The 25,576-nt window shown below is 65.2% G+C and carries 24 protein-coding genes; 11 read left to right on the top strand and 13 right to left on the bottom strand.

The window, feature by feature from the left end; translation table 11 throughout:
* Positions 1-186 precede the first annotated feature (186 nt).
* The 8 genes from VJS38_RS18410 to VJS38_RS18375 form a co-directional block, all read right to left on the bottom strand.
* Positions 187-717 carry an aromatic-ring-hydroxylating dioxygenase subunit beta gene (locus VJS38_RS18410; protein WP_324089608.1) on the bottom strand — a complete coding sequence of 177 codons (531 nt, stop codon included), beginning with the start codon at positions 715-717 and terminating at the stop codon, positions 187-189.
* On the bottom strand, positions 710-2,086 hold the full coding sequence (locus VJS38_RS18405; protein ID WP_324089607.1) for an aromatic ring-hydroxylating oxygenase subunit alpha: 1,377 nt from the start codon (positions 2,084-2,086) through the stop codon (positions 710-712). The genes VJS38_RS18410 and VJS38_RS18405 overlap by 8 nt, the downstream gene beginning before the upstream one ends.
* Positions 2,087-2,206: 120 nt before the next feature.
* A complete protein-coding gene (locus VJS38_RS18400; protein ID WP_324089606.1) occupies positions 2,207-3,496 on the bottom strand; it encodes an MFS transporter in 1,290 nt (429 codons plus the stop codon).
* Positions 3,497-3,504: 8 nt separating this feature from the next.
* Positions 3,505-6,078 (bottom strand): TonB-dependent receptor, encoded by a 2,574-nt coding sequence (locus VJS38_RS18395; protein ID WP_324089605.1) that lies wholly within the window; start codon positions 6,076-6,078, stop codon positions 3,505-3,507.
* Between the two features lie 341 nt (positions 6,079-6,419).
* Positions 6,420-7,472 carry a FecR family protein gene (locus VJS38_RS18390; RefSeq protein ID WP_324089604.1) on the bottom strand — a complete coding sequence of 351 codons (1,053 nt, stop codon included), beginning with the start codon at positions 7,470-7,472 and terminating at the stop codon, positions 6,420-6,422.
* Positions 7,469-8,017, bottom strand: a complete 549-nt coding sequence (locus VJS38_RS18385; protein ID WP_324089603.1) for an RNA polymerase sigma factor — start codon at positions 8,015-8,017, stop codon at positions 7,469-7,471. The genes VJS38_RS18390 and VJS38_RS18385 overlap by 4 nt, the downstream gene beginning before the upstream one ends.
* A 184-nt stretch (positions 8,018-8,201) precedes the next feature.
* The gene (locus VJS38_RS18380) at positions 8,202-9,089 is read right to left on the bottom strand and encodes an alpha/beta hydrolase (protein ID WP_324089602.1); all 888 of its coding nucleotides are present in this window, start codon (positions 9,087-9,089) and stop codon (positions 8,202-8,204) included.
* A gap of 193 nt (positions 9,090-9,282) precedes the next feature.
* On the bottom strand, positions 9,283-9,966 hold the full coding sequence (locus VJS38_RS18375) for a helix-turn-helix domain-containing protein (protein WP_324089601.1): 684 nt from the start codon (positions 9,964-9,966) through the stop codon (positions 9,283-9,285).
* Between the two features lie 212 nt (positions 9,967-10,178).
* Here VJS38_RS18375 and VJS38_RS18370 point away from each other — a divergent pair, with 212 nt between their 5' ends.
* From VJS38_RS18370 to VJS38_RS18345, 6 genes are read left to right on the top strand one after another with little or no spacing between them, the layout of a single operon-like run.
* On the top strand, positions 10,179-11,771 hold the full coding sequence (locus tag VJS38_RS18370) for a hypothetical protein (protein WP_324089600.1): 1,593 nt from the start codon (positions 10,179-10,181) through the stop codon (positions 11,769-11,771).
* A 14-nt stretch (positions 11,772-11,785) separates the two neighbouring features.
* Positions 11,786-12,283 (top strand): SCO family protein, encoded by a 498-nt coding sequence (locus VJS38_RS18365; RefSeq protein WP_324089599.1) that lies wholly within the window; start codon positions 11,786-11,788, stop codon positions 12,281-12,283.
* A complete protein-coding gene (locus VJS38_RS18360) occupies positions 12,284-12,814 on the top strand; it encodes a hypothetical protein (RefSeq protein ID WP_324089598.1) in 531 nt (176 codons plus the stop codon). It begins immediately after the preceding gene.
* Positions 12,802-13,911: an NAD(P)-dependent alcohol dehydrogenase gene (locus VJS38_RS18355; RefSeq protein ID WP_324089597.1), complete on the top strand. Its 1,110-nt coding sequence runs from the start codon at positions 12,802-12,804 to the stop codon at positions 13,909-13,911. The genes VJS38_RS18360 and VJS38_RS18355 overlap by 13 nt, the downstream gene beginning before the upstream one ends.
* A 4-nt stretch (positions 13,912-13,915) precedes the next feature.
* Positions 13,916-15,442, top strand: a complete 1,527-nt coding sequence (locus VJS38_RS18350; protein ID WP_324089596.1) for a class I adenylate-forming enzyme family protein — start codon at positions 13,916-13,918, stop codon at positions 15,440-15,442.
* Between the two features lie 11 nt (positions 15,443-15,453).
* Positions 15,454-16,899, top strand: coding sequence for an aldehyde dehydrogenase family protein (locus tag VJS38_RS18345; protein WP_324089595.1), 1,446 nt, complete (start codon positions 15,454-15,456; stop codon positions 16,897-16,899).
* A gap of 61 nt (positions 16,900-16,960) precedes the next feature.
* Here VJS38_RS18345 and VJS38_RS18340 read toward each other — a convergent pair whose 3' ends face one another.
* A complete protein-coding gene (locus tag VJS38_RS18340; protein ID WP_324089594.1) occupies positions 16,961-18,340 on the bottom strand; it encodes a hypothetical protein in 1,380 nt (459 codons plus the stop codon).
* 151 nt (positions 18,341-18,491) lie between these two features.
* Positions 18,492-19,244: a class II aldolase/adducin family protein gene (locus VJS38_RS18335; RefSeq protein ID WP_324089593.1), complete on the bottom strand. Its 753-nt coding sequence runs from the start codon at positions 19,242-19,244 to the stop codon at positions 18,492-18,494.
* A 405-nt stretch (positions 19,245-19,649) separates the two neighbouring features.
* Here VJS38_RS18335 and VJS38_RS18330 point away from each other — a divergent pair, with 405 nt between their 5' ends.
* The 4 genes from VJS38_RS18330 to VJS38_RS18315 all read left to right on the top strand — a co-directional run bounded on the left by VJS38_RS18330 (position 19,650) and on the right by VJS38_RS18315 (position 22,893).
* Positions 19,650-21,038 carry a sensor histidine kinase gene (locus tag VJS38_RS18330; protein ID WP_324089592.1) on the top strand — a complete coding sequence of 463 codons (1,389 nt, stop codon included), beginning with the start codon at positions 19,650-19,652 and terminating at the stop codon, positions 21,036-21,038.
* Positions 21,039-21,257: 219 nt separating this feature from the next.
* Positions 21,258-21,866 (top strand): sigma-70 family RNA polymerase sigma factor, encoded by a 609-nt coding sequence (locus VJS38_RS18325; protein WP_324089591.1) that lies wholly within the window; start codon positions 21,258-21,260, stop codon positions 21,864-21,866.
* Between the two features lie 78 nt (positions 21,867-21,944).
* Positions 21,945-22,304 carry a response regulator gene (locus VJS38_RS18320; protein ID WP_324089590.1) on the top strand — a complete coding sequence of 120 codons (360 nt, stop codon included), beginning with the start codon at positions 21,945-21,947 and terminating at the stop codon, positions 22,302-22,304.
* A gap of 34 nt (positions 22,305-22,338) precedes the next feature.
* Complete coding sequence (locus tag VJS38_RS18315; protein WP_324089589.1) at positions 22,339-22,893, top strand: SOS response-associated peptidase; 555 nt, start codon at positions 22,339-22,341, stop codon at positions 22,891-22,893.
* Between the two features lie 6 nt (positions 22,894-22,899).
* Here the strand turns inward: VJS38_RS18315 and VJS38_RS18310 are convergent, their stop codons facing one another.
* From VJS38_RS18310 to VJS38_RS18300, 3 genes are all read right to left on the bottom strand, one after another.
* On the bottom strand, positions 22,900-23,106 hold the full coding sequence (locus VJS38_RS18310) for a DUF3126 family protein (protein ID WP_324089588.1): 207 nt from the start codon (positions 23,104-23,106) through the stop codon (positions 22,900-22,902).
* An 80-nt stretch (positions 23,107-23,186) separates the two neighbouring features.
* Positions 23,187-24,017 (bottom strand): serine O-acetyltransferase, encoded by an 831-nt coding sequence (cysE, locus tag VJS38_RS18305; protein WP_324089587.1) that lies wholly within the window; start codon positions 24,015-24,017, stop codon positions 23,187-23,189.
* Positions 24,018-24,041: 24 nt separating this feature from the next.
* Entirely contained in the window at positions 24,042-24,656 is a 615-nt protein-coding gene (locus tag VJS38_RS18300; RefSeq protein ID WP_324089586.1) for an NUDIX hydrolase, read from the bottom strand.
* Positions 24,657-24,737: 81 nt separating this feature from the next.
* On the opposite strand from VJS38_RS18300, the gene VJS38_RS18295 reads away from it, so the two are divergent.
* On the top strand, positions 24,738-25,349 hold the full coding sequence (locus VJS38_RS18295; protein WP_324089585.1) for a nitroreductase: 612 nt from the start codon (positions 24,738-24,740) through the stop codon (positions 25,347-25,349).
* Positions 25,350-25,576 lie beyond the last annotated feature (227 nt).

The following is a 25,576-nucleotide window of genomic DNA, read 5'->3' as shown; positions in this document are numbered from 1 at the left end:
AGGCGATCGATCTGAGACCGCGGCGGCCTGTCCATCTGGTCGCCCAGACCAGGCGTATGGGTCAGGCCGAACGCCGCGACTATCCGCCCACCGGCTGCATCTGCCATTATCAAGATCCTCGATCAGTTACGATTTCATCTGGTTCGCTCTGCGCCTCGGTGGTTCAGGCGAGAGGCCGCCACGGCGTTACAGAAAGACGCCGAGATTGGGCGTCCGAAGCATGGTGTCCGCGAGCAACGCCCGACGCTTCAGAAGTTTCACTTCGGCTTTCGCAACTCGCAGCAGGTCGTAGCGTCGCACCGGAATCAGATCACCCGGCTCATTGTTGCTGCGCTGGCGATAGAGCATTAGCGCGCTGTCCACCTCGATGATCCGTGGATCGTCGGTGAGGCTCGCTAGCACGCTGCCCACGATCCGGACCGTGCGAGACGGCGGTGACTCCGACCAGCAATCGCCGCAGTTGAGCCGGTCGATGCGAACCTTGATGCGCCGCTTGGTGTCCGAAATGATGTGCCCGGCGCCGCGGGTCTCATCTTCGAACTTCGTCATCGCCAACCGGATCGGCACCTCGTAGAGCAGCTCGTCATCGAGAAGCTCGTACCATTGGTCGAACCTGCGTTCGTCAAGCAGCCGGGCTTCATGCGCCAGAAACTTGGAGGCGATCAGAAATGCGTCGGCTTCCGTCATCGGCTGATCTCTCACGATCGTGTCAGCCATTGTGCGATCCCCCGCCGTCCGCCCCGCGTATGTCCTTCACCCAACGACGCCAGAAGCCCTCCTGCATGTATTCGCCGTAGGTCGTGGTGAAATGCTGTCCCGGGCCTTTCCAGTCGGGGTCCGGATCGCTCCGCTTCTGCTTGTAGTGGAGCGGAATCGCGTCGCGTCGAGCCAAGGGACTGCGGGCGAAGCGGGCTATGCCCTCCCACAACACGGTGTCGTCCTCCTCGATCATCCCGCCCGCGCCGAAGCCGAACTGCCCGGCGATGTAGGACGTGCGTTGGTACTCTTCCGGCATGAAGGCGTACTCCAGCTGCCAGTGCCACATCTCCATCACGCCCGGCTCGAGGGGTTGCCACACCCGGACGTCGGTGTAGGCGCTCGGGGCCTCGCCCGGCGAGGCGGCGGAAGGGAAACGGACGAAGCTGAAATTCGGAAAGATGGTGCCGATGGTCGGCGGCACGGTCTTGAGCATGTGCAGTTGAACGTCGTCCAACCGCGACAAATCGAATTGCTCGCGAAGCTCCGGCGGATAGCCCCAGAATTCGAACTCCGGCCCAAACCACTCGGGGAACCGATGTCCGATAAAGCTGTGGCCGTTTTCGAAGAGAAAGCCGTCCGCCTTGTCGCCGTTGTTGCGAAGATCGCCGGCGGCAAAGCCGGACAGCGTCGCGGAATAGTGCGCAGTTCCGACATGATAGGAGTCGCCGCTGAAATTTTCCGCGCCGCTTTTCCAATCGGCTCGAATTATAAAGCGTTCCGGCGGCGCAAGCACACGCAATCCGTCCGGATGAAGTCCGAAGATCGCATCGAACATCCATCCGGCGCCGCCAAGATACGCCTTCAGATCAGGGCCGTCTTCGGAAAGGCAGGCAAAAATGAAGCCATAAACGCTTTCAACCCGCGGCGCCCGGATCAGCCCCCAGATCTTGCGGTCCGGGCGCTCGCCATAAGCCATGCTCAGTTCCGGCGCGCCCACGAAATCGCCGTTATTTTTGTACGTCCAACCGTGATAAGGGCAGCGAAAATGCGTGCTGTTGCCAGCGTCTTCCATGCAGACCGGGGTGCCCCGATGGCGGCAATGGTTCAGCAAGACGTTAAACGCGCCGTCGCTGGTGCGCGTGACGATGACCTGATCGAGACCGATCCGGCGGCTGACGAAGTCCCCCGATCGCGGAAGTTCGGTCTCATGGGCGACGAACACCCAGGAGCGGGTGAAGATACGCTCCATCTCCGCGCGGAACACCCGGTCATCCTGGAATGCATCTACCGGCATGTAACCCGCGTCGAGGCTTGCCTCGATGCGATCGCACAGGTTCTCGATGTAGCTCGCTTCGCTTTGCAGGGTGATCGGCTTGTATCCGTACATTTCACCTATCTCCAGAACTATTCCTGCTCGATGCCGCAGCTCTATCAATTAGAACGGCTGTAAATACGAAACGCTCGGCAGTTCACACCTGGTATTGAAGTCCACCCGCTAATCTTCCGGTCACGGCCCAGCCTCGACTTCGATTGTCCTCGCCGTCCCGCGAACGCGCCCGCCGTCGGCCTCGCCGCCATGGTCTCGCGCCTCGGCCGAGCCGAACTTGATCCCGGCGAGCAGCCAGAACGCCGCGCCGGCGTACAGGAGGTTCGCCACGGCAAGGGGCCGCACGCCATCGCCCGTCCGATCGAGCGCCATCAGCGGCAGGGCCGCCATCGGCGAGAAGAACTGACCGACGAAAAACGCGGTGCTCCAGCCCCCGCCGCTGGCGCCGCGGCGGTGCGCAGGTGCGATACGCAGGATCGCCGCCATGGTCAGCGGGCACAGCATGCCGCAACCGAGCTGATTGATAAACGCGCCGAACACGAGCGCCGGCGCCCCCGGCCAAAGCGCCGCCAGCAGCAGGCCAAGCCCCGACAAGGCCGTGCTGCCGCCCAGGAGGACAGCGAACGGCGCCGTCCGCAGGTGTCGGAAGCTGAACGATCCAATCGGATTGCCAAGACCCGCGAGGGCGATCAGCAGGCCGATCGTGCTAGAGGACGTGACGCCTCGCGCCTCGAGAAATCGGCCCAACTGAAGCGGAACGACGTAGAAGAACATCGACCCCACGAACGTCGCCGTAAGGATCGCCGCCAACGCCCGGCTTGGCGAGCGAGGCTGGCCGCTCCTCCTGGCGCTCGGCGCGACGGCGTCTTCCGCCCTGGCGGCTCGCGGCTCGAAAATCGTGGGAATTGCGGCCAGGAAGATGACGGCCGCAATCCCATAGGCCGCGAAGGGAGCCTTCCAGCTGATGCTTCCGAGGAAACCGCCGGTGATGTAGAACAGCGTGCCGGCGAAGGCCGCCACCGCCATCATCGAGGCGATCCATCGGTCCCGCGTAGCGCCGGAGAAATAGTCGGCGACCAGGGCGATGGTCGACGCCAGGATGATCGCCTCCATCATGCCCAGGCCGAAACGCGAGACTATGATCAGGTAAGGATTGTCCAGCCACAGCGGCGCCGCGCCAAGCAGCGCATAGATGAAAAGCGCTGTCAGGAAGCAGATACGTCGTCCGATGATGTCGAGGAGATAGCCTCCGACTGGCGAGAACAACGCAATAGCCAGCGCCGGCGCCGTCAGCACCAGAGGCGCAAGGCTGATCCCGCCAGGACCGGTTCCGACTTCCTGCGGCAGCCGTTGCGCCACCGGCGAAAGGAGAACGACGCCCATCACGGGAAGAGCGGACGCCACGAGGATCAGAAGACCCTGAGCGGCGCCAGCCTCCCGACGTGTGATTCCTGCGCGGGGAACCTTCATGCCGATCCTCAGAAGCTGTAGCGAACGCGAACGCCATAGGTGCGCGGCGGCGCCAGGAAACCGTTGATCGGGTACCCTGTCAGATTGGTCGACTGATAGGCGGTCTCCAACGTCTTCTTGTTCGTGACGTTGTTGACGAACCCGGTCACCTCCAAACCGTTCGGCGCCCGATAGGCGAGCGAAAGATCGAGTTTGGCGTACGCCGGCTGCGAGATCTCCGGAATGTTGAACTCATCGAAATAAGTTCGTGACGACCAGATCGCCTGGGCGGAGCCGATAACCGATCCGGAACCGACCGGAACGCTGTACTCCACGCCGCCGCTCACCGTGAACTCTGGCGACTGCGGCAGGCGATTGCCGGATAGATCCTGCAGCCCCAGGCTGAGGCGACCCTGGTCCGAATTGAAGAAGTCCGTGAACCGGGCGTGCAGCCAGGCGCCATTGAGGTTCAGGGTCAAATGCTCGATCGGGTTGTAGGTGGTCTCGACCTCAATCCCGTAAATCCTGGCCGACGCCGCATTGGTCAGAACAACGTTCTGCCCGTCGATCTTCGTCAGTTGTAGGTCAGAATAGTCATAATAGAAGCCGGCGATGTTCAGACGAAGCCGATTATCCGCCAGCTTGGTCTTCATGCCCGCCTCGTAGGCCCAGACCGTCTCCGGATTGACCGGAGGATTTTTGAGGACGACGCCGCCGCCGGCGACGGGAATAACCTGCGTGCCGCCCAGATTGAAGATGCCGGCCTTGAAGCCTTTTGAAATCGAAGCGTAGAGCAGCGTTTGCGGCGTGTATTGGAAGTTCACGCCGAACTTCGGCGTGAACGAGTTCCATCGCTTGGACGACTTAAATGGCGCGGCGAACGGAGGATTTGGATGCGTGAAGTCCGCGGCATCGAGGAAACGGATCGAGGTCACGAAATCGGTGTAGAGATCGTTATCCGTCTTCTTTTCGGTGCTGTATCTGCCGCCGACAATCAGCGTCAGCCGATCGGTCGCCCGATAGGACAGTTGGGCGAAGCCGGCGATCGCCGTGGTGCGCAGATCGCCGCCCGCTGCGTAATTTGCGCGCCAGTCGCCCGGCGACAGGGCGAAGGTGGTCGGGTCATACGCCAAAGGCGTCCAGAACGAACCTTTCAGATCCTCTACAAACAGATAGGCCCCGGCGGTGACGTCGACGCGCTCGCCGGAATGATTGAGGTTCAGCTCCTGCGTATATGTGTCGGAGCGTTCGTTATAGAAGATCTGGTTTAGGGGCAGACTGGCGCCGTCAAGGTCGCTGTTCAGACTGTACCTGACATGACGCCAGGCGCTGATCGACCGAAGGGTCGTCGCCCCCAACTCCAGCTTGGCGTCGACGGTGACGCCGCCGGCGTGGCGCTCGTAGCGCGGATCAATGTCGCTGGCGACGTCATAGTCGTCAAGAACGGCGACGCCGCCCAGCTGGATGCCGGCGACGGGCAGGCCGGACACGCCCGGCTCGCCGGTAAGGCCCCGCTGGGCGATAAGGTGGATTCCGTGGGCGGAGGATCGCTCGCGCCCGACATCGCCGATCACCGTCACGGTGAAGTTGCTCGTCGGCTGTAGCGCGACCGTCAGGCGCCCCGCGCGGGTTTGGGCGTCATCGACATCCCGGCCCGAGATGATGTTCTTGCCGTAGCCGTCGCGATCCTCGCCGAAGAAGGCGAGACGCACCCCGACCTGATTGTTCACAGGGCCGCCGACGCCGCCTTCGACGATCAAGTTGTTGTAGTTGCCGATCGTCATCTGGCCGAAACCGGTCCATTCGTTCGTCGGACGCTTGGTGTAGATATTGATGAGCCCGCCGGTGGCGTTACGCCCGTAGAGCGTGCCTTGCGGTCCGCGCAGCACTTCGATGCGTTCCACATCGTAGAAGTTGCCGATCTGTCCCGCCGGACGGGCTATATAGACGTCGTTCAGGTTGTAGGCGACGCTGCCTTCGGCGCCGGTCGACAAATTGCTGTAGCCAATTCCGCGTATGGCCAGCTTCGCGGAGCCGAACGCCTCGCCGAAGTCGAAGTTCGGGACCAAGTCGGCGAGCTTGGAGATGTCATTCACGCCGCTGGCGGCAAGTCGCTCTCCAGTCAAGGCGGTGATCGCGATCGGCACCTTCTGCACGTTCATCGAACGCTTTTCCGCCGTTACGATGACATCGCTGAGCTGGTAGGCCTCGGACGAGCTCGGCGCAGGCGCGGCGTCCCGTGGAGCGGCCGGCGCGACGGCCGCCGGCTCGCGCATGGCCACCAACCGGACATTGCGCGGCTTGATCACCAAAGTGTGCTCGCCAGACCATTCCGCCGCCAGCGGGCTTGATCCAAGGAGCGTTTCAAGCGCGGCCGCCGCCGGCAACTTGCCGAACACGTTGTGCGAGCGGTAACCCCGGACGTCCGATGGATTTAAGACGAGCTGGACACCGGCCTGTTGCGAAAATGCGAGCAGGCCTGTCGAAAGATCCTGTTCCGGAATACTGAACGACTTCCGCGCGCTGCTCCATTGCGCGGGCGCGGCGTGCGCATATGCCGGAAGACCGGCCAGAGCGATTGCGGCTGCCGAGTATAAGGACAAGCCGCAGGATAATCCGACCCCATTACTACGTTTTGGTCCGAGCGACCCCCTCGAACGCCGCAGCACCCTTTTCATATTCGGCTCTCCCGCAGGCACCCTTGTTTTTTTGGGTATAAGGCTTCAACGAATGCGCGGGTGGATTTGGGAATGAAATCTATATTTTTTCTGCTTTGCGTATAAATGGCCGCTACATGGGCCGCGCTTGAGAATAGCGGCTACTGGCAATAGGCGGGTCGCGCGAGACCAACCGCAAGTAGAACGAGCGTTTACACGGCGCCGTCACGGACGTGTAATCAGCGCGTCAGGGCTTCCGAACGCAGACCGTTCTTGCTCGATCCAACTTACGCGCCTGCTGTGGTGTTCGCCCGCGGAGAAACGCTGGCCCGACGAAGCGGCTGGTGACGGGCCTTGAGTTTAATGACGGCAGGGTCCTGGATTACCTCGACCCTCCCTATGCTCGCCAACCCATTAAGCCACTCGACGATGCCGTCTGTGTTCACCGATCCCGTAATCGGCATCAACCCGATCTCGCTATCCTCGATGACAATAGGCTTGGGCGAATAGCGATTAAGATCTGCGACGACAGCTGCGAGCGGTTGCTCGAAAAAGTTCAGCTTGTTGCGTTCCCAGCCCAGCACGACGGGCAGTTCGACCTGCCGCACAGGCCCCATGCCCCCGTTGCGGAAATAGCTGACTTGCATGGCTTGTCCCAGCCGCGTCCGGATTTCCGAGCGAGCACCTTCCGAAACCACGTCGACGACGCCGCGGACCACGGTGACTGTTGTTCCTCCGATGTCGCGATGCACGTTGAACGCCGTTCCGACCGCGGTCGCCGATCCGCTATCCGTCGTTACGACGAAGGGACGTCGCTGGTTGTGCGCCACCGCAAAGAGCGCCTCGCCGCGCGTCAATGCGACTTGCCTGCTCTTTCTGTTGAAGGAGATGGATATCGCACTCCCTCCGGCCAGTTTGACGCTCGAACCGTCAGGCAATGATACGCTGCGGATCTCGCCAACCCGGCTCGCATATCGGGCTTGCGCGATGGGCTCGTCGGGGCGCCACGAGAATTGGCCGGTCAACAGGGCTGTGACCGCCGCGAAGACAAGCGCGATGCTCGCTGCAACGGCCGCAACAGGAAACCAGCCCCGCCGGTCGCCCGGCGACGCCCCAACGCCGACCTTGGCCGCTGGACCAGGAAACATCGCGTCGTGCGAGGGGTCCGACCGGGCGCTGTCGCAGGCAAGGAGAAATCGATCGGCGCGATTGAAGGCGGCCTCGCTTTCGGGCGTCGCATCGATCCAGGCGAGAGCTTCGAGAATGTCCTCGGGCGAGGTGTCCGGATCGCGAAGCATGAGCGCCCAGCGGGCGGCTTCAGTGTCGATTGAAGGCCTCATTCCCAGCCCTCCAGTTGTTCGAAGCGGATTGCGCAGTGAGCTACGGCTTTAAGGACATATTTTCTGGCCATGCTCTCCGTAACGCCCAACTGATCGGCAATCTGTAGGTAACTTTGGTGGTGGAAATAATAGCTGACAAAGGCGCTTCGGCACTTGGCGGGCAGCTCATCCACGAGTTTGGCGACCAAGGCGAGATCTTGTTTCGCGGAGAGGACACGCTCGGCTCCTGCCGCCTGGTCCTCAATAGTCGCCGCCTCGTCCCATTCGCCGCCGGCATCGAGAGATGTTCTGCCTTTCCGCGTCCGCTGCCGCAGGTGGTCGAATGCGAGGTTGCGGGCGGTGACGAATATCAGCGCCTCCAGATTTTCATTGTTCAGAGAATCCCGCCGCTTCCATAACCGCAGAAAGGTCAATTGAGCCAAGTCCTGCGCTTCAACTTCCGAGCGCAGGCGAATTCGCAAAAACTGCAATAGACGCCCTTGCTGCTCCCTGAACACGGTCTCAAGATCGGCGGCGAGCGACCGCGAACCCGGGAACGCCACCACGCGCCCCGTCTCATTCCCTCGGTCCGGTCGTCCGTTGCCCATTCGCGTTCCTCATCGGTAGAACGATCATCGCCGCCGGTTTGGGAACGTCGCCGCAAATTGGGTGAAGCTCGCGCCGGAGCCGGCGATGCCGGCCCGCGAACCGTCTCAGCCGGGACCGACCAGCCTGAAGCGAGGGGGTCGTTCAGCCGAGGTGGGGGGATCCCGTGCGCAGGAATGCTTGCGCGTGCCGGAGCCAGGGATGCTGATCCTCGACGCAGCGCGAGCTGGTGGCGAAGTGGTCGTGCCCGGCATAGATCTCATGGACCGTCGGCGCTCCGACGTCCCGCAGCCGCGCGCTGAAGATCCTCGACTCTTCGGCCAGCGACCAAAGATCCGCCTCGCCGGCCGACACGTGAAACGGCGGGGCGTCCGCCGTGATCCGGGCCAGCGGACTGACGAGCGGGATGTCCGCGTCACGCGGGGCGAAGGTGCGCCGCATCGCCAGCGCCTTCGCGTCGGCCGGATCGTTTTCGTCATACCGCATGTCGAGCGGGGCGCTGACGATGAGCGCGCCCTTGATCGCATTGCCAGGCGATCCGTACCGCGCCAGCCACCGGCGATCGAGCGCGACCAGGGCCGCGAGATTGCCGCCCGCCGAGTGGCCGCCGATCAGCATGCGGTCGGGATCGCCGCCGAAACGCGCGATATTCCGCTGCGTCCAATCCACCGCCGCCGCGGTGTCTTCGACCGGCGCCGGAAAGGGGTGCTCCGGGGCAAGCCGGTAAGAGACGGAGACGAACACCGCCGGCGTGCTGACGATGGCGGGCGCCATGAACCCCATCCATTCCTTGTAGCCGCCGATAAAGGCGCCGCCGTGAAGGAAGATCAGCACCGGAAGCGGTCGCGAGGCCTCGAGAGGCGCGTAGACATCTACCCGCTGATAGTAATCTGGACCATAGGCCAGGTCCCCGAAGAACTTGACGGATCCGCTTTCGGCAGCCTCGCGGGATCGCTGTAGAACGGTCCGCGCATACACCTTCGCAACCTCGAATATCGGTTCGGGTCGGGGGGGCAGATCATCGAACGACATACCGGTCCTTTGCGTGATGCGAGACAAGCCCGAGCGCGCACGACGACGCTCGGACGTCCATCGACCCGGCCCCGCCGAGGCGGCGGCTCCCTTGTCGCGCGCGCCGGCGAGGAAGGGACGTCCAATCCAACGCTGCCGCGGAAAATGTGCATGTGCAACTAATTCCTGTGGACGCCGCGCGATGCGCGATGACCTAGGCGCTGGACGAAAACGTCTTCATCAAAGTCGAACGACCGGTAAGGTCCGCTGCTGAGGGAAGCGGTGCGTACGCCACGTGAGCGGCGTCGTCCGACGTAAGTCCCAGCGCCATCAGCAACATGCGGGTCGTCTCTTCCGGATAATTCGAGCTTCGACCTGCTGTGAGCACCGCTTTCATGGCCGAAATCGTCGCGCCGACGATCATGTCCCGCGCGGCCTCAAGGCAGGCGATGCGAAAGCATCCCTGCTCAATGCCAAGGTTTAGATCGACCATGGGATATGACCCGAGTTCATGCTTGCCGATCTGCTCGGTGCCGGCCAGGGCTATCACCAACCAGCCCCATGCCGGATCCGTCGCGGCTCGACGGATCGTGAGCCTTGCAGAGATGCTGAAACGCTCTGCGGCGGATGAGACGGTCTCCTGCGCATCCTGGATGGATCTGAAGGGATCGTGGCCCACCTTGTCCCACAGATCGTTGAGCAGGTCCTCCCGCGAGCACCAATAGTTGTAGAAGGTGCCGCGGGCGACGCCGGCCTCGGCGATCAACGCCTCGATGGTGGCGCCGACCTCGCCGCGCTGCGCGATGACCCGCGCAGCCGTGTCGAGCAGGTGCGCACGCGTCTTCTCGCGCCTGGCGCGTCCGATCTCCGCGCGTCGCTCTCTGGTCGGCCCGCTCACCGCGCCTCCTATAGCCCGAACCTGCGCATGTCGATGCGCATGAAGTTGATGACACCTACCTGAATCTCGGATTGACGGAAGTCGTCCATTTTAATAGCCATACCAGCATGTGCTGCCGGTTCAGGCGATTGCGGCCTCCAAAAGGTTCGCAGCGGCTGGGTCTGATAAAATGACGTTCGGCGAAAAGCATTATTTAAGGTGAGGAAGCGCGCATGAGCGTAGCTGCAGACGTCGGGTCAAGCGCATTCCCGAATATCGGCACTGCCGCGCTTCCGCGCCTGGATGATCGGCAAGTCGGCGCGATCAACCATATCCGCAATCTTTCTCGCCTGCCGCCAAACGACTGGTCCCATATGATGGGACGCGCGCCAATGCAGGAAGATTATAGCGCGTATAGATATCAACTTGCGTATATGTATTACGCGTCGGCCCTTGCGTACAAGCACAGGCTCCCCGCAGCCCCCGGCTTGTTCAAGGACACCAGCAATCGCCTTATAGAAAAAATGCTCCTGCCGGAGGTCTGGCTCTACTGGCGCAATGCGAGCCAGGGCAAGGGCCCTTTCACCTTGGACCTTCCCGCGCTTGGCGTTGAAACAAACCCGGTCATCCGGGACAACATCATGTACAGCGGCTATCTTCAGACGATGGCCTTGATGCACCACTTGCTGTTCGATGACGCAAGGTACGCCCAGCCAGGATCGTTGACGTTCGAATTTCGGCCGTTTCTTAGTATTCTGGATCAGAGCGCAGATTATACGTACGACGAAAAATCTCTGAACGAACGCATATACTGGAACATGGTTGAAAACGGCTACCTCGGGGTAGCCTGCGAACCGGGGTGCGTATTCCAAATCTGCAACCAAATTCCGATTCTGGGATTCCGGCTGCATGACGTTCTCTATGGAGGGGAAATCGCGCGCGAAGTGACCGAAGGATATCTTGCCGCGTGGAGCGATTTCGGCGGCGTGATCGGGCCGGATGGGCATTACACGACGCTGGTGGTCACCTCGAACCGCACCCCGATCCCCGGGTCATATTCGGGCCCCTGGAGCGACGCCTGGTGCGGCATGTTGATGAACATGTGGAATGGAGAGGCGGTGAAGGCGAACTACGAACGCCTTCGAGACGCTTGGATCGTAGATGGCCCGTCCGGAACGAAATCCGTCAGGCTTCCGCCGGCGCCGGAAGGCGCGGGCGCCCTACCAGAGGGGTCGACCGCCGACCTCGGGTGGATGTCGGCATGGGCGTCCGAGATGGGCGATCGCGAAACCCTCGACGGACTGCTTGCGCACGCTGACCGCTTCATGAAGCCGCGCTGGTTGGACGGCGGCTACTACTATCCTCGGTGCGACACCAGCCGTGACTCCTTCGGCAACCTCACCATCATGGACCCGACGACCGGGAACGCCCTGCTAAATTACGCTCGGCTGAACGTTCCCAACGGCCTGCGCAAGCTCTACGAAAATCCGCGCGGCGCCTTGGCCTTGAAAGAGCCGGTCATCACCGGGATCTCGAACGACGCGGCCCTTCGCTGCGCGATGTTCCTTCCGGACTCGAACGCCTTGGTGTTCACGCCGACCGCGGGATGCGAGGAGGCGGACACCAGCATCTTCCGCATCGAAAACATCGCCGACCGCGGAGCCTGGTCGCTTTCAATCGACGGCCAAACGGTGGCGACAGGTGACGAGCGAACCTGTCAAGCCACGGGGCCCGTGCCCGTCAGGGTGGAGAACGGCGCCATCTCCATCGAGGCGCCGCTTTCGAGCGAGCCGAACATCGTGGTCGCCTGGCGTCAACAACACTAATGAAGAGTGCGGTCGTGGCCGAACCGGAATGCGTATTCGACCTCATCGATTTTAACGGCGCGCCTGCCACGCCCGCGACGTATGCCGGCCGGCATTTGCTCGTCTTCTTCGGCTTCACCCATTGCAAGGTGGTGTGTCCGCGAGCGCTGTCTCGCATCAGCATCGCGCTGGACCTTCTCGGTCCCGACGCCGAGAAGATCCAGCCGATCTACATCACGGTCGACCCTGCTCGCGACACGCCGGCGGTGATGAAGGCATTTCTCAGCGAGCGCTACCCGCGGTTCATCGGCCTGACCGGCGGCGCCGAAGCCGTGGAGCAGGCGCGCAAGGCGTTCAAGGTCTTCGCGTCCATACGGCGCGACCCGAAAGACCCGGACGACTACGATGTGCCGCATAGCGCCTTGACCTATTTGATCGGACCGAACGGCGCGTACCTGGCGCATTTCCTCGACGTGATCGCCGCCCCGGAGCTGGCGGAGAGAATTCACTCGATCTTGAACGCAGGCGCCTAGGTGCGCGACGCGGCCACCGCAGGCGCGCCATATTGGGCGCCGGTCCTCAGCCTGGCGCTCTGCACGGCGTCGATGACGGTCGGATACGCCGTCGATGCGGCCCGCCTTGGTTATACGCCAGGGACTATCTGCGCCAACTCCATGCTGACATGCATGGCGGCCCACGTCCGCCTCTTGCCGGCGACTCACTTGCTGAGCCTCGTCGCCGCCCTCGCCTGTGCGGCCCGCTGCGGCGCGCGCGCACAGTCGAAAGCCCTGGCCCTCAAGTACGCCGTCGAAGCCGCCGCCGGCCTTGCCGGTATGATGCTCGCCGATCCGCTTGCTCAAGCGGCAGGCCTGAGCATCCAAGCGATTTTCGGCTTGCTGCTCATGATTGTTGGGATGACCTGCGGCGTCATGGGCGTTCGCCTCGCGGCCGCCCTGGCGTCCGCCGCATATCGCTTTCTCGCGCCAGCCGCCGGAGATCTGCCAAGCGCAATGGTCGGGCGCGCGCTCTTCAATGCTATCGGGAGGAATCCATGCTCACCATGAGCGCCGCCGTCGTGCGGAAAAAATCTGGGCCGTTCGTCGTGGAGACGATTGGCCTGGAAGCGCCACGAGACGATGAGGTCCTCGTCCGCATCGCCGGCGTCGGCATGTGCCACACCGATTTGGTCGTGCGGGACCAATACTTTCCGACGCCGCTTCCGGCTGTGCTCGGCCATGAAGGTTCCGGCGTCGTTGAACAAATCGGCTCGAAGGTCACCAAGGTCGCCGTCGGCGATCACGTCGTGCTGACCTTCGCGAGCTGTGGTGTTTGCGCCAATTGTCAGCGTGGTCTCTTCGGCTATTGCCCCGACCTGTATGGCCGCAATTTCGCGGGCGCACGCCCGGACGGAAGCAGCCCTTGTTGCGATGCTCATGGACAGCGTCTCAGCGCCTACTTCTTCGCCCAATCTTCATTCGCCGAATTCGCGCTCGCCACCCAGCGCAATATTGTGAAGATCCCTAAGGACGTCCCGCTCGACATCATGGGGCCGCTCGGATGCGGCATCCAAACCGGGGCGGGGGCGGTGATCAATGCGCTCAAGCCGTCGGCGGGTTCGAGCATCGCCGTGTTCGGCGCAGGTTCGGTCGGGCTGGCGGCTGTCATGGCGGCCCGCGTGGTCGGCTGCACGACGATCATCGCCGTAGACCTTAATGATCAGCGCCTCGCGTTCGCCCGCGAGCTGGGCGCCACGCACACGATCAACGGCGCCAAGGACGACGTCATCGAGAGCATTCGCGCCGCAACCGGCGGCGAGGGCGTGCAGTATTCGCTTGAAGCCACCGGGCTTCCGAAGGTCGCGCGTCAGGCTGTCGACAGCCTGCGACTGACGGGGGTGTGCGGCGTGATCGGCGTTTCGCCCCTCGGGACGGAATTGTCCCTTGATATGAACGGCATCCTGTTCGGCCGCACGGTGCGCGGCATTATCGAGGGCGATAGCGTTCCGGACGTGTTCATCCCGCAACTCGTGGAACTGTGGCGGCAGGGTCGTTTCCCCTTCGACAAGCTCATCAGGTTCTTCCCGATGAGCGAGATAGAAGCGGCGGCGAAGGCCTCCGAGCGCGGGGACGTGCTTAAGGCCGTCTTGCGTCCCGGCGCCTGACGACATGATTGGCGCCTTGACAGAACAGGCGGCGCAACGCTTTGGCGCAGCCACGGCCGTAATCGCGGGCGACGAACAACTCACGTTTGCGGACGTGAACGCTCGGACAGCGAGCTTTGCAGGAGGGCTGCAAGCCATCGGTGTCGATGTCGGGCAGCGCGTCGTGCTGCACCTCCCGAACGGTTGGCGCTGGATTGTCGCATACTATGCCATCGCTCGGCTCGGGGCGGTCGTTGTGCCCGCCAACTTCCTGCTCAGCCCCGAGGAGGTCGCCTACATCACCGCGAATTCCCAGGCGGCGGCGGTCATATCTACGACGGAACGTTGCGCGGCGATCGCCGACAAGCTCACGGGATCATCGGCGCCCAGCTTGATCGCCACCGGCCCGGCCCGCGCCGGCATGACGTCGTTTGAGGACGTGCTGCAGGGGCCGCCGGCCCCCGTCCGGCCGCGCCTGCCGGCCGACCTATTGGCGATCGGCTACACGTCCGGAACCACGGGCCGGCCGAAAGGCGCGATGCTGTCCAATCGGGCGGTGCTGATGAGCGCCGCGCTCACCGCGACCATGCATCAGCGCCAGGAGCGGGAAGTCGTCGTCAGCGCCCTCCCCCTTCCCCACGTCTACGGCAACATCGTCATGCACTGCGCCTTTCTCTGCGGCATGACCTTGGTGGTGATGGAACGGTTCCAGGCGGATGTCGCCCTGCAGCTCATCGCCCGGTTCCGGGCGACCCTCTTCGAGGGGGTCCCGACCATGTACTACTACCTGCTCAACGAGCCAGCTCTCTTCCAGACGGACCTATCGTCCCTTCGGCGCTGCACCGTAGGCGGCCAGACGATGCCCAGCAGCACGATCGCGGCTGTCGAGGCCGCGTTCGGATGCCCGCTCCTCGAACTTTGGGGCATGACCGAGGTCGCCGGCCCCGCGATCTCCCATTCGCCGCACCTGCCCAAGCGGCACGGCGCCATCGGCCTGCCGTTTCCCGGCATGGAAGCGCGAGTGGTGGACATCGACGACGCAGAGACCGAGGTCCCCACGGGCGAGCCGGGGGAGCTTCTGGTTCGAGGCCCGTTGGTGACGGACGGCTATTTCGACGACCCTGACGCCACCCGCGCCGCCTTTGCCGCGGGTGGCTGGCTCCGCACCGGCGACGTCGTGTGTCGCGACGCGGACGGCTACCTGTTCGTGCTCGACCGCAAGAAGGACATGATCATCACCGCGGGATACAATGTATACCCGGCCGAGCTGGAGCAGGTCATCGCCCAGCACCCCGCCGTCGCCATGGCCGCTGTCGCCGCCGTGCATGACGCGGCCAAGGGCGAGTTGGCGAAGGCCTTCGTGGTGCTCACGCCCGGCGCGGTGCTCAGTGCGGATGAGCTGATCGATCACTGCCGAGGCTCGCTGGCGAGCTATAAGGTTCCTCGCCTCGTCGAATTCGTCGACGATCTTCCAAAGACGAGCACCGGTAAAATCCTGCGGCGTGCGCTGAGAAATACGCCCGCGCCCCCGGAAGACTGCCTCCAAAGCTGAAGGACACGTCCATGACTGTGGATTTCTTCTCCAACTATACCATGACGATCGACGGACGCGCCGCGACGGCCTCGAATTTCATCGAGGCCGTCAACCCCGCGACCGAGGACGTCATCGCCCGCGCACCGGATGCTAGCCGCGCACAGCTCGACGAGGCCGTGGCCGCCGCCAAGCGCGCATTCCCCGCGTGGCGCGCGCGTCCGGTCGAGGAGCGCCAGGCCATAGTCGCGGCGATCGGCGACCGTATCGCAGCGCACGCCGAAGACTTCAAACGCCTGCTGACCCTCGAGCAGGGCAAGGCTCGGGCCGGCGCTGAGTGGGAGATCGGCGGTTCCGTAATCTGGTGCCACGAGATCGCCAAGCAGCGTCTCGATCCAGAGATCGTCGAGAAGCAGGCGGGCCGTTATGTCGAGGTCCGCAAGGTCCCGCTTGGCGTGGTCGGGGGCATCACGCCCTGGAATTTTCCAATGCTGCTGGCGATTTGGAAGATTGCGCCGGCGCTGGTGGCCGGCAACACGATGGTGTTGAAGCCGTCGCCCTATACGCCGCTTTGCACATTGAAGCTCGGCGAGATTCTGCGCGACGTTGTTCCTCCCGGCGTGCTGAACATTGTCTCGGGCGGCAATGATCTGGGGGCTTGGATGACCACGCATCCGGACATCAAGAAGATCTCGTTCACGGGATCCACGGCCACCGGCCGCAAGATCATGGAGAGCGCGTCCGGCACCCTCAAGCGCATCACCCTGGAGTTGGGCGGCAATGATCCGGCGATCGTCATGCCGGATGTTGACGTCGAGGCGGTCGCCAAAGAGCTCTTTTGGGCGGCGTTCCAGAACAGCGCACAGTTCTGCGTGGCGGCGAAGCGGCTCTATGTTCACCGCGACGTCTATGACCGCCTCAGCGAGGCGCTGGTCGCCTACGCCCGCACTGTCAAGGTCGGCGACGGCGCCGAACAGGGGACCGACCTGGGTCCGATCCAGAACCGGATGCAGTTCGAGAAGCTGAAAGACCTCCTTTCGGACGCCAAGAGCCAGGGTCTGAAGTTCCTCCTCGGTGGCGAGATCCCCGAGGGCAAGGGCTTCTACGTGCCGGTCACCATCATCGACAACCCGCCCGAAGATTCCCGGGTCGTTGTGGAAGAAGCGTTTGGCCCTGTCCTGCCGTTGCTGAAGTTTGATGACGTCGAAGACGTGATCCGTCGCGCGAATGCCACGGAATACGGCCTGGCTGGTTCAGTGTGGTCGAAGGATGCGGCCGCCGCGCGCAAGATCGCCGAACGGATTGAAGCGGGCACCGTGTGGATTAATGAGGTGCATACGTTCTCGCCGCACATCGCCTTCGGCGGACATAACCAGTCCGGGATCGGCATTGAGAACGCGCTCGAAGGCCTGAGCGAGTACACGAATTCTCAGACCCTCGTGGTTCGCGACGAGCTGAACCGTACCGTGCCGGCCTGAGCCCACTGTCGGCGTATCGACGATCAGCAGAAGGCGGGATGGCAGGGCGCTGATGCGCTCCTCAACCTTCCCGTCTTCCGCGCTGCACGGACGGATCGATCGCGACGTAGAGCGAGCCTGTGATCGCCGCCAGATCGAGCGCATAGAGGTAGCGATAGTCACAGGCGATCGAGAGCACGAAGAAGGTCGCGGTGAACATCAATCCGCCGGCCATCAGGGCCGCGATCGGCATGTCTTCGGCGCGCCGCCTGAAGAGCAGGAACACCATCACCGCTCCGGCCAGCACAGCGTAGCTGAGATGGGAGTAGAGCGGCGTCGCATACCACGCGTGCGCATAGGTCCACAGGCGCGGGCCTTGCAGATAGGGGCCATCCCGCAGGCCGAGCTTGCGTTCGACGTCCGGCAGGCCGCTGACGCCAAGGTGGAGGGGCGCGCAAGCAGATAGCTCCGGCGTCAGGAACACCCAGCGGAACACCTCCAGCCGGCGCCGTGCGTAGCCGAAGGGATCTGCGCCCATGAGGTCGCGCCAGGCGGCCAGCATCAACGGCCGTTTGAATTGCCAAACGGACGCCATCGCGGGCTCGCGGTCGAAAAAGTCGACCCGCTGGGGTGAATAGACCTTGGGCGCGGCGGCGCGCAGCGCCTGAACCGCGGTCGGGCTGGACGCCTCCAGCCGGGGCAGCGGCCGCCCTGGGCGATCCGCCAGCGCCCCGGCCACGTCGTAGTGCGCAAGCAGCTCGAAGCCGACGGAGAGGGACGGCTGTCCCGGCGGCTCGTGCACGGGATCGAGGGCCGCGAACGTCAAGGCGATCGCCAGCGTAACGGCGAGGCCGCCGGCGCCCCAGGCGATCGCGCGTAGCCAGCCGCCGTTGCGGGCCGTCCAGGCCAGGGCCAGGGCCGCGGCGACGATGACGACGCCGCCGTTCTGCCGCACCAGGGCCGCGAACGCCAGGCTGAGGGCCGCAAGCGCCAGAAGCCCCAGGCGCGGCGCCGGTCTTTCCCACAGCCGGGCCGCAGCGGCGAGGGCGACGAAACCGGCGACGGTCAGGTTGGCGAACAGGACATCGCGCCAGAGGATGCCCTGCATGATCAGGATGTGCGGCACGGCCAGCCAGAACGCCAGCAACAGGGGCCCGGCCCACGATGTCCGCGCGGTCAGCCTGGGCAGCGTCCACCATGCCAGAACCAGCACGAACAGGCTGGCGGCGGCGTAGAGCCCGGTTCCAGGCGCGATGGCGTCGAAGAAGCCCAGGATCGCGCTGAACATGCGCGGCCCCCAGCTCATCCGCACATGGGTGCGTCCCTCCCACAGGGCCGTCGTCGTGTCGAAGGGGATGTGGCCGGGGAAGTTGAGGCCCGCGATCAGGACGAAACCCAGGACGAGCAGGCTCGTCCAAGCAGCCTTGACCGACAGGGCCGCTGGCGCCGCCGTCCAGCGCATGTCCGTCCGTGCGGCCGCCGATTGAAGTCCGTCGCCGTTCACAAGCACAAGCGCCCCCACGCCTATGAGTTTTGTGGTATGGATAATTCAACCACAGCGCAAGGCGCCGTTCCGCTGGACCTCGGCCCACTTTTCAGAGGGCGGCGGCGCCTCAGCCCTCCCCGCTCCAACCCGGATCGATCCGGTCGAGCCTGCGCAGCAGCGCCGGCCAGGCCAGGTCGCGGGAGATGGAGGAATTTCGGCTCATCTGCAGCTGGGTCATGCGCTCGACCGCCTCGGGACCGATCGGGTTCAGCGGCCGGTCCATGGCCAACGCGCGGACCTGGATCCTGCAGGCGCTCTCCAGGAAGTACATGGTGGTGAAGGCGTCGGCGATGGTGGCCCCGAGCGTCAGCGTCCCGTGGTTGCGCAGCACCAGGACGTTCTTGTCGCCGAGATCGGCGACCAGCCGCTCACGCTCGTCCAGACGCAGCGCGATCCCTTCGAACTCGTGGTAGGCGATCTCGCCCGCCAACAGCAGCGCCGTCTGGCTGAGCGGCAGGAGCCCCTCCTTCAGCGCGGAGACCGCGATCCCGTCGGGCGTGTGCAGGTGCATGGCGCAGACGACGTCATGGCGCGCGGCATGGATCGCGCTGTGGATCACGAACCCCGCCAGGTTGACCGACCAGGGCGTCGGCTCCAGCACCTTGCCCTCCATGTCGACCTTCACCAGGTCGGCCGGGCGGATCTCCTCGAAGAGCATCCCGAAGGGATTGATCAGGAAGGCCTCCTCCTGCGGCAGGCGCACCGAGATGTGGGTCGCCACCAGGTCGTCCCAGCCGTAGAGCGCCGTCAGCCGATAGGCGGCCGCCAGGTCGCGGCGCAGCTCGGCCTCGGCGGGCGAGCGGATCGAGGAAGCGTTCATGCGATCCTCCCTGTCTTGGCCCGGACTGTACGCTCCGCAAGCGGTCCAGGGAACGCCGTTCGGCCCGCAGGGACAAGCCCCGCGGGGCGGCGGGCCGGTGCCTTGCCTTCCAACGTCCGACCGGCGAGCGCCGACGTCCGCTGACGGATTATCCGCCTCCGCCGCCGTGAGCGGCGCAGGTCGCGGCCGGCGCGTCCCATCGTCAGCATTAACACCGATCAGTCGATCACGCCGCAGTTACGGCATCGACCAAATCCAGAGCTCTGCTTTTCAGCGATTCGGCCGCCGCATGAGATGCTCAATTGATAAATGCATGGCGAAAACCTTCGCCATACCAGGAAAAGCTGGTGGCGAGCCGGAGCGGACGCGGCCTAGACTGCACTGCGATTTGCCGCTGAGCACAGGATGCCGCGCAGACATTTCCTCCGGTTCGCCCAGCTTCCCGCGTGGGCGCTTCGCCTGGTCGGACCGCTTTGCGCCATCGCCTTCGTCGGCCTGGCGAGCGCGTTACGGATCGGGTTCGGTCGGCTGCTTCCCGGTCTGACGGTCTTCAACCTCTATTATCCGGCGATCCTCGGCGCCGCCTTGATCGGCGGCGAGCTGGCGGCGGCGATCGCCCTGATCCTGAGCGCCGCCTTCAGCTGGCTCATGCTGCGCAACGCCCGCGGGCTCCTGGCGCCGATGGAGACAGTAGTCCTCAACATCGCGATCTACGTCGTGGCCGGCGCCTTCGTCGGCGCGGTGGGCGCTCAACTGCGCCGGCTGTTGCGCCGCCGGCGGCGCGACATCGTCCGGCTCGCCGACCGCGAGGCGCGATACCGCGCCCTGTTCGACGGGGTCTCCGAGGGCTTCGCCCTGGTGGCGGGCGTCTGGAGCGAGGACGGCAAGCTCGTCGACTTTACGGTCGAGGAAGCCAACCCCGCCCTGCTGATCATGCTGGGCATCGACATGCAGATCGTCGGTCGGCTGCACAGCGAGATCCGCGGCGCGCCGCCGCCGGAATATGTCGCGGCCGCCGCCCAGGCCTTTCGCGGCGGCGCCGCGCGACTGGAGTTCTATGCCCGCCACGCGCGCCGCTGGCTCGACATCCGGATCACCCGGCTGAACCCCAACCGGCTCGCGCTGATCGTGGTCGACATTACGGAGCGCAAGGCGACCGAGAGCCGTCAGAACGAGATGTTCGACGAGCTGAACCATCGGGTGAAGAACAACCTGGCCGCCGTCTCGGCGATGCTGACGATGCAGGCCCGGGTCGCCGACGATCCGCGGGTCGCCGAGCAGCTGCGCAAGGCGGTCGACCGGATCGAGACCATCAGCGACGTGCACGCCAGCCTCTATCGGGTCAGCAGCAAGGACGAGGTGGACTTCGCGGCCTATCTGCGCCGCCTCTGCGATCGGCTGTCGGCGAGTCTGGTCGAGAGCGACCGGCTGCGGATCGAGGTCGACGCCGACCCGACCATGACGCCGCTGGACGAGGCCGTCTCGCTGGGCCTGGTCGTCAACGAGCTCGTCACCAACGCGTCCAAGCACGCCTACCCGCCCCCCGCCAAAGGGGTCATCCAGGTCCAGCTGCGCAACGCTCCGGGCGAGCTGGTGCTGAAGGTCAGCGACCAGGGCGCGGGCCTGCCGGAGGCCGCGCCGGCCAGCGGGATCGGCATGCGGCTGGTGCGCTCGCTGGTCCGCCAGTGCGGCGGCGAGCTCCACATCGCTCCCCCGCCGGGCGCGACCTTCACGGTGCGGCTGCGGGAGCACGGCGCGCCGAACGGCGACCCGGCGCAGAACCGGCTGCTCTGAAGCCAGAGCCGCTGACGGAGCGGGCGATCCGGCCGCGTCGCACGAAGACCCATCGAAAGTGGTCGATGACCGTTCGATCGCGCCATGGACGCAACATTTGAGGGCGTCCGAACCGCAGATCGGGAGCCACCATTGCGGCACGCGCTCCAGGCGCGGCGGACGGGAACCAAGCTCCACCGTCCCCGTTGACCGCCTGGGCGGAACCCGAGGGTGGCATTCATGGCGAACCGTCAGTCCACGCGTTTCGAGGATGATCTCCTGACTGCGGCCCCGTTCCTGCGCGCCTTCGCGCGAACGCTCTGCCACGATCCGGAGCAGGCCGAGGACCTGGCCCAGGAAGCCTTGCTGAAGGCCTGGCAATGCCGCGACCAGTTCCAGCCCGGCACCAACCTCAGGGCCTGGCTGGCGACCATCCTGCGCAACCGCTTCTACTCGCTCGGGCGGCGGCGCAAATGGCAGGCGGACTACGATCAGGAGATCATCGAGCGCACCCTGGTCGCGCCGGACGACCAGCATTCCACCGTCGAGCTGGAGGATGTGCGCCGGGCGCTCGCCATGCTGCCGGACTTCCAACGCGAGGCGCTGATCCTGGTCGGCGCCGGGGGCATGTCCTACGAGGAGGTGGCGCAGATCGCCGGCTGCCCGCTGGGCACGATCAAGAGCCGCGTGCGTCGTGGCCGCGACGAGCTGCAGGCGATCCTGTTCGGCGGGAAGCTGCCGGCGCCGGAACGCGCCTGCGCCGAACGCCCGGACGCGCGCACTTCGGCGCCGCTCGCCGCCCTGGTGGCGGATTTCGATCGGCTGAGCGGCTCAGCCCAGGCCGCGTGATCAAATCGCCAATGGCTAAGCTTGCTTTCGACCGGCTTGCGCTTTAGCCCCTGCCCGCCAGAGCGGCGGGAGCAAGCCATGGGACAGATCCTGCTCGTCGAGGACGAGACTTTCATCGCCGAGATGATCCAGGACGCGCTGGAAGAGCGCGGCCTGGCAGTGAAGAGCGCGCATACCGACCGCAGCGCCTACGCCCTGCTCGAGGGCGAGGCCCGCAGCTTCGAGGTGCTGATCGCCGACGTCAATCTGGGCCCCGGCACCACCGGCTTCGACGTCGCCCGCCGCGCGCGCGCGCTGCATCCCGACCTGAAGGTGGTCTATATCAGCGGCCACGCCGCCCACCTGCAGAAGCAGGGGGTCGAGGGCTCGGTGATGTTTCCCAAGCCCTTCTATCCGGACGAGCTGGCCGACCAGATCGTCGCGCTGATGGAACACTGACGGCGCCGGCGGAGGGGAACCGCGCAGGCCCGCCATGTGCAACGAATACCGCTTCAAGCAGTCGCTGGACCGCATCGCCCAGGAGTTCGCGGCGCTCAAGCTGCCTCTGCACTGGGCGGGCGGCGCGCCGAATCTGGAGCCGCGCGACTCGATCCGCCCCACCGATCCCGCGCCGATCCTGACAGTCTCGCCGGAAGGGGCGGAGCTCAAGCAGCTGCGCTGGGGCTTCGCCCAGCCCGGCCGACCGCCGGTGATCAACTTCCGCTCCGAGGGCCGGCGCTTCACGAACGGGCGCTGCCTGATCCCGGCCGACGGCTTCTACGAGTTCACCGGGGGGAAGTCGCCGAAGTCGAAGTGGCTGTTCACTCGCGCCGACGAGCGCGAGCTGTTCTGCATCGCCGGCCTCGTGCGCGACGACCGCTTCACCATGCTGACCTGCGCGCCCGGCCCCGACATCGCGCCCTATCACGACCGGCAGATCGTGATCCTGCACCGCCGCTTCTGGGCAGACTGGCTCGGCCCGCCCGAGACCCAGCCGCCGCTGGGGCCCCTGCCGGCCGGCAGCCTGAAGGTCGAGCAGGTGCGGTGAAGCTTCCTAGGGCAGGTCCTCGGCGAGGATCGCCATCTCGAACATGAAGGAGCCGTCTTCGTCCTCGTCCTGGAAGACGACCCCGACGAATTCCTCGCCGACATAGACCTCGGCGGAATCCTTCTGCTTGGGGCGCGGCGTCAGCTTGATGCGCGCGTTGGCGAAGGTCCCGCGGAGATGCGTTTCGATCTTGCGGATGGTCTTCTCGTCCACGCGGGAGCTCCTGAAGCTGCTACTCGGCCGGAACCTAACCGTGCCGCGCGCCCCGCCAAAGTGGAATCCGCGCGAAATCCTCAGATGACGTAGTCGTACACAGCCTCGGCCAGGGTGTGGTCCATGCTCTTGGCCGGGTCCGCGCAGGTCGGGCAGTTGACCAGCCGCGCGGGCACGCCGGCCGCGGTGCAGCCGGGCGGCACCGGCTTCAGCACCACCGAGCCGGAGGCGACCTTGGCGTAGTCGCCGATGGTGATGTTGCCGAGCACCTTGGCGCCGGCGCCCAGCAGCACCCCCTTGCCGATCTTCGGGTGGCGGTCGCCGCGCTCCGCCCCCGTGCCGCCGAGCGTGACGCCCTGCAGCATGGAGACGCCGTCGCCGATCACCGCCGTCTCGCCGATGACGATGCCGGTGCCGTGGTCGACGAAGACCCCGCGGCCGATCCGAGTCGCCGGGTGGATGTCCACCTGGAACAGCTCGCTCATCCGGCTCTGCATGTAGAAGGCGATGGTGTCGCGGCCCTGGTTCCACAGCCAGTGCGACACCCGCTGGGTCTGCAGGGCCAGGAAGCCCTTGAAGAACAGGAAGGGCTGCAGATAGCCCTTGCAGGCCGGGTCGCGCTCGAACACCGCCCGCAGATCGTCCTCGGCGATCGCCACCAGCGTCGGGTCGCTGGCGTAGGCTTCCTGCGCCACCTCGCGCAGGGTCATGGCCCGCAGCTCCTGGTCGCCCAGCTTGCGCGCCAGCTGGTAGGACAGCGCGTCGGCCATGCTCTTGTGGTTGAGGATCACCGTCGCGAGCAGGCTCGCCAGCGCGGATTCGTCGCGCGCCGCCGCCAGCGCCTCGCTATGCAGGGCCGCCCAGACCGGCGGGGCCCCATCGGCGTCGATCAGTTCGAAGCGTTGGCTCACGTCGGATCTCCAGTATGACGCGCCTCAGCCTAGCATGGCGCGGGTCAGCGCGTCAGGCAGGGCGCCCTCCCGCGCCATATGGTAGACGCGCAGCAGCATCGCCACCGTCAACACATCTTCCATGTGGCCGGCCAGCGCCGCGTCGAGCGCCTCGCGGAAGGGAACCCGGGCCAGCACGATCTCCTCGGTCTCATCGCTCGCGTAGCCGCCGTCGCTCGGCGAGAGGCCGAGCGCCAGGTAGCCGATGGCGCGCTCGTCGGTCACCGAGTTGGAGAGCTGCATCTGCAGGACCCGGCGCCATTCGCGCGCCTGAAGCCCGGTCTCCTCGGCCAGCTCGCGCCGGGCGCCCTCAAGCGGATCCTCGCCGTGCGGCGAGCCGCCCTCCGGCAGCTCCCAGCTGTAGTCGCCGAGCGGGAAGCGGTGCTGGCCCACCAGGGTCACCGTCCCGTCGTCGTGCAGCGGAACGACGGCGATGGCGAGGTTCTTGAAGCTGACCAGGCCGTACTGCGCCGGGCGGCCCGTGGGCGCGGTCGGTTCGTGGTGGCTCACCCGGATCCAGGGGTTCTCGTAGACCAGGCGCTCGGCGCCGCGCGTCCAGGGCCTGCCATGCGGCCGCAGCCAGCCTGGCTTTTGCGACATGTTCCAACTCGCCTTGCGGAATGGTCCGTCGACCCCATAAAGGGCCAAGGTTGTCCGGTCTTGTAGCAAAGAGAGTCCCGCGTGTCCGACGCCCTCCCCTCGCCGCCCGAACTCGGAACGCCGCTGCCCGTCGAGGCCGCGCCGGAAGTGCTGGCCTTCCTCGCCCGTCGCCGCTCTGCCTCGGCGATGACGCTGGCCGCCCCCGCTCCGTCCGAGACGCAGGTCGCCGAGTTGATCCGGCTCGCCGCGCGGGTGCCCGACCACGGCAAGCTGGCGCCGTGGCGGTTCATCGTCCTTGCGGGCGAGGCCAAGGCCGCCTTCGCCGAAAGCCTCGACCATCTGGCGGCGGAGCGCGGCGACTCGGCCGCGGCGGCCAAGCTCGGCAAGCTGAAGACCCCGCCACTGGCGATCGCCGTGATCGCCTCGCCGAAGCCCGGCGCCATCCCCGAGTGGGAGCAGCTGCTGTCGGCGGGCGCGGCCTGCACCACCCTGACCTACGCTGCGCTCGCCATGGGGTACGGGGCGAACTGGATCACCGACTGGTACGCCTACGACGCCCGGGCCTGCGCCCTGCTCGGCTTGAGCAGCAGCGAGAAGGTGGCGGGCTTCATCTTGATCGGCACGCCGCGCGAGCCGCCGCTGGAGCGGGAGCGCCCGGACCCGGCCGCCCTCACCGCCCGCAGTCCCGGCTGACTGGAGGCCGGCTCCGCAAGGAAGCCGTCTTCCGAAAACACGACGGCCGAACGACGCGTCGCGTCGCTCGGCCTGAGGTGACACGCCCGAGGAGAGTTGGGCGGGAGTTGATATAGAACTTATTTACGGTTCTGGAAAGCCCGCCCGCGGCGGACGCGAGGTCGCAGGGGTTTCCTCGCGTTACACGTGAAATCTCCGAAAGCACTACCTGCAAATCAACCGCCGAA

The sequence above is a fragment of the Phenylobacterium sp. genome, assembly GCF_035276905.1.
Lineage (GTDB): Bacteria > Pseudomonadota > Alphaproteobacteria > Caulobacterales > Caulobacteraceae > Phenylobacterium.
Note: the sequence above shows the minus strand (reverse complement) of the source record. Positions and strands in the feature narration are given on the sequence as shown.

Coding starts and splice junctions, on each gene's coding strand:
- VJS38_RS18345 (WP_324089595.1), top strand. CDS start 15,454: ATGACTGTGGATTTCTTCTCCAACTATACCATGACGATCGACGGACGC.
- VJS38_RS18400 (WP_324089606.1), bottom strand. CDS start 3,496: ATGAAGGTTCCCCGCGCAGGAATCACACGTCGGGAGGCTGGCGCCGCT.
- VJS38_RS18390 (WP_324089604.1), bottom strand. CDS start 7,472: ATGAGGCCTTCAATCGACACTGAAGCCGCCCGCTGGGCGCTCATGCTT.
- VJS38_RS18355 (WP_324089597.1), top strand. CDS start 12,802: ATGCTCACCATGAGCGCCGCCGTCGTGCGGAAAAAATCTGGGCCGTTC.
- VJS38_RS18340 (WP_324089594.1), bottom strand. CDS start 18,340: ATGCGCTGGACGGCGGCGCCAGCGGCCCTGTCGGTCAAGGCTGCTTGG.
- VJS38_RS18380 (WP_324089602.1), bottom strand. CDS start 9,089: ATGTCGTTCGATGATCTGCCCCCCCGACCCGAACCGATATTCGAGGTT.
- VJS38_RS18325 (WP_324089591.1), top strand. CDS start 21,258: ATGGCGAACCGTCAGTCCACGCGTTTCGAGGATGATCTCCTGACTGCG.
- VJS38_RS18315 (WP_324089589.1), top strand. CDS start 22,339: ATGTGCAACGAATACCGCTTCAAGCAGTCGCTGGACCGCATCGCCCAG.
- VJS38_RS18335 (WP_324089593.1), bottom strand. CDS start 19,244: ATGAACGCTTCCTCGATCCGCTCGCCCGCCGAGGCCGAGCTGCGCCGC.
- VJS38_RS18320 (WP_324089590.1), top strand. CDS start 21,945: ATGGGACAGATCCTGCTCGTCGAGGACGAGACTTTCATCGCCGAGATG.
- VJS38_RS18410 (WP_324089608.1), bottom strand. CDS start 717: ATGGCTGACACGATCGTGAGAGATCAGCCGATGACGGAAGCCGACGCA.
- VJS38_RS18370 (WP_324089600.1), top strand. CDS start 10,179: ATGAGCGTAGCTGCAGACGTCGGGTCAAGCGCATTCCCGAATATCGGC.
- VJS38_RS18350 (WP_324089596.1), top strand. CDS start 13,916: ATGATTGGCGCCTTGACAGAACAGGCGGCGCAACGCTTTGGCGCAGCC.
- VJS38_RS18330 (WP_324089592.1), top strand. CDS start 19,650: ATGCCGCGCAGACATTTCCTCCGGTTCGCCCAGCTTCCCGCGTGGGCG.
- VJS38_RS18300 (WP_324089586.1), bottom strand. CDS start 24,656: ATGTCGCAAAAGCCAGGCTGGCTGCGGCCGCATGGCAGGCCCTGGACG.
- VJS38_RS18405 (WP_324089607.1), bottom strand. CDS start 2,086: ATGTACGGATACAAGCCGATCACCCTGCAAAGCGAAGCGAGCTACATC.